The sequence below is a fragment of the Pseudomonas sp. IT-P100 genome (assembly GCF_949767185.1).
GTDB lineage: Bacteria > Pseudomonadota > Gammaproteobacteria > Pseudomonadales > Pseudomonadaceae > Aquipseudomonas > Aquipseudomonas fluorescens_B.
Genome location: NZ_CATKQK010000027.1, coordinates 1 through 3377 on the forward strand (window position 1 = coordinate 1; position 3377 = coordinate 3377).

Sequence of the window (3377 nt, forward strand, 5' to 3'; positions counted from 1 at the left end):
CTTATCTTGGCATACCTATGGCTTATCCACCGACAGAAGTACTCGCTCCGGAATTGATTCCCGGAGCAGGGTGGGGCGTTCAGCCTTCGGTACAAGTGACTACGCAGGAAGGGGTTCCGGTTGCGGGCGTTAACGTCGAGTTCATTGCACCTGATCACCCAGTCGGTTTTGGAACAACTAACGCAACCGGGGGGGCCGGAAGCTCCGTGGCGATCAAGTATTATCCTAAAGAAAGGCATGTCATTGAACTTTTGGCAAAAACGACCGAAGCAACAGGTCGTGTTTCCATGATTCGGTTACTGTTATTACTTACTCCTGCTTAATACGTAAGAAGGGCAAGGAGCTCCTGTCATTTGGAGCTCCATGTTTTATTACAGTTTTCTCTGGATTGCTGTTAGTTATGACAGTTACCCAGTCAATGTTTTTCCTCGATACTCGAGCGGCCAATTCGATATCTGAGAGTACCGTCATGACCAATGAAATCAAATCTGTATCAGCTCGGCCAAATGGTTGGGAAGACGCCAAGTTGTTCTTCAACGACAAACTGATCGAGGGGCCCATTATGCTGTGGCGTGGGCAGGTACACGATATAAGGGTGGAAGTCCCCTCGTCCTTTACTGGACAGATATCTCTCACGAAAGAGGATTCCCGCGACCTGGCCATCACCGCTTCCCCGGAGTTCGGCACCCCTGCCGATCCGGTCGGCAATGCATTCCGCTGGAAGGTTACGTCGGTAGAAGATGGCAATAGTGGCAATATCTTCTTGGTTTTTTCGAGCAAGGACGTGATCACGGAATGGCGGGTTCCATGTGTGGTGCGCTCGGACTATGTGGGCGATGACTGGGGTTTCACGCTTTGGGATGATCCTCTACCTGCTGAAAAAATGCTGATAAGGAAAAATACCGGTATCAAATTAAATCTGGTTAACAAAACCGGCGTTGACTTTAACTGGGAAGCGTTGCGGATGAGTAAACGCGTCTTTCCGCCACTGGTACCGGCTGATGTGGAGATTTTTTCGGGTGGGAATGAATGGTATGTTAACGGATATAAAAATACAGGTGGGCGGTTTGAATTAATATTCGAGGAAGAGGGTATCCCTAAGCCGCTCACCTTGCACTGTCTGTTGCTGGCAAAGGAGTTGGAAGATGAGGGGAGGATCAAAGTTGGAGGTGAAGACATTGCCGCTGATGGCTATGTTTTTTTTCGGGATCAACCTGTTTCCATTACCTTCGAGCCCAATCCTGGCAGCCTCATCAATGAAGTTCAGATGTGGTTGACGGGTAAAGCCAATTCTCCACTTCTTCCTGGCGATATTAGAAGTATGCCGGAGTTTGGCGTGAAGCAAACAGGAAAATATGAATGGGACGTCACCGGGTCAAACCGAAGCGGAACCCTCGTGATAACTCTTCGGGGCGGGAACGGAGGTACCGGATTTGGAGCAGAAGGTAACTATCTGGTTAACCTGCCTGGCAAATTACTATCGCGTAATCTGGAAGATGAGGTTGATGTCCTTATTGACGGTAAAGAACCTGTTGAGGGTATGAAGTTCGTTCATGACGTCACCTATTTTCTTACGCTCAGGCTTAAACCAGGTAGCCCATTGGGGGGGCATGCTCTACAACTGCATTGCGCTGGCCTGGAGGGGTTTAACCCTGGAGACCTGAAGTGTGAACCTGGCTTTGACCGGCCGATAACTTCTAACTATCTATGGCTCTTGACCGGTTTACAGGGGAGCGGAAGGTTTCAACTGAGCCTGTCCGGCGAGGGGATGGAGAAGGCGATCGACCTGCCGATTTATCAGGTTGGCGAGTGAAGTCTTTCCTGTAACGCCAAATTCCGAAAGTAAAGTGTCAGTAAACCCAAGGAGCTCCGGTCGTTCGGAGCTCCTTTTTTCAATGCTTGATCCTGACAATGTCGACTACCGGGGCTTCGGCGTTGAAAGGTTAAGGGAAAGGAAATTTACTGTTGTTATCGCGTTTTGTTCTATAAGTCTGTCAGTTTTGACAGTTACCCAGCCCCGTTTTTTCTTGAATAGTCGAATGGCCTTTTTCAACCATTGTCGATGTTCGAGGAAATGCCATGACCATCCAGATCAGGTCCAGTTCAGCCGAAAGAGCCGTATACCTCTGCTATGGCTCCGATAGTCATACGCTCAGAATTGAAGGCGCTGAGGATAGCCCTTGGGTCAGTCAGGGAGTGAGCCTCAATCACGCTTCCGCTGATTCGCCTTTGATCTTCGCCGACCCTGGATATGGCGAACTTCAGAAACTTGAACCTGAGGGCTCAGAATGGAAGCTCCGCTGTCCGGCCGATGGCATCGATCACGACTTCGAATACTCGATTCAAAGTGAGTTTACCGCCGTGCCTTACAAAATCTCGATGCGGTTGGGGCACTATCGTCGTGAGGTTCTGGACAGCCGCAGCCCAATCAGTGCACCGGTGATAGGAGACACAGTAAAGGCCCAAATCACGGTCGGATCGTTCTACACAAAACAGGCGCTGGAAAATATTGAGGTCAAGTGGTCGATTGGTGGGACGACAACGACAGTACCGACATCGACGTCGGGCGTAAGCCAGTTCACCCATACGGTTCAAACATTGGGTGAGCAGACGATCACGGCAGAATTCTACAGCCCGTATGACGATAAAACGGTGAGTGAGTCTTTTGAGATCAAGGTTTATGAGACAAGTCCTTGGGAAGACGCGAAGTTGTACGTCAATGACAGGGAAGTGATGTGGGGCGATCCCATTGGGCTGACTCGCGGAAGAGCAAACGCTTTAAGAGTCGAAGTTGCGCCCGAGATTGCGAAGGTGTTACGTCTGGGGGTGGGTGAGTCTGGAGGCTTGAACCTTGCGTCAAACCCGCCTTTTGAAAGCGATGTCAACCCGGTCGGCGAAACGTTCAACTGGACGGTCACACCGGACGATGGGCTAAGCGGTCTTGGCATGTTGGTTCTTTTCAGTACGGATGTGGTGTTGCCTTGGGAGCTTCCGTTCTGGGTGATGTCGCGCAATCTGGCGGATGAGGCCGATGTACTGATTGGTGGCAACATTGTTCCTCCAGAGGGTATCGACTTCAAGCATCTGCAACCCCAGGTCCTTACGCTAAGGTATAAAACCGACAGTCCATTGCCGGGACATCCCGTAAAACTGAAGTGCAGAATAGTAGAAGGGTTGGAAGAGGGAAGCTTGCCGAGTGAACCTGATTATGGCGAGGAGCAAACTACCCACCGCTGGACTATGACCGGTTTAAGAGGGGTCGGAAAGTTTCAACTGAGTCTGGCGGGCAACAACATGACCAGTGAACTCGTTGTTCCGGTCTGTCATTTGTTGGAGGGCGGTGTGCCGGATTACTTTACGGTTCAGTTCGATGGTAG

General features: G+C 50.5%; 2 protein-coding genes and 1 pseudogene. All 3 read left to right on the top strand.

Features of this window, described 5'->3' with window-relative positions; genetic code table 11:
• On the top strand, positions 1-323 hold a 323-nt coding region (locus ACM6IQ_RS20415), incomplete at its 5' end, for a hypothetical protein (RefSeq protein WP_414879666.1).
• Between the two features lie 146 nt (positions 324-469).
• On the top strand, positions 470-1813 hold the full coding sequence (locus ACM6IQ_RS20420; protein ID WP_414879667.1) for a hypothetical protein: 1344 nt from the start codon (positions 470-472) through the stop codon (positions 1811-1813).
• A gap of 266 nt (positions 1814-2079) precedes the next feature.
• Positions 2080-3377, top strand: a pseudogene (locus ACM6IQ_RS20425) (hypothetical protein); the annotation flags it as partial.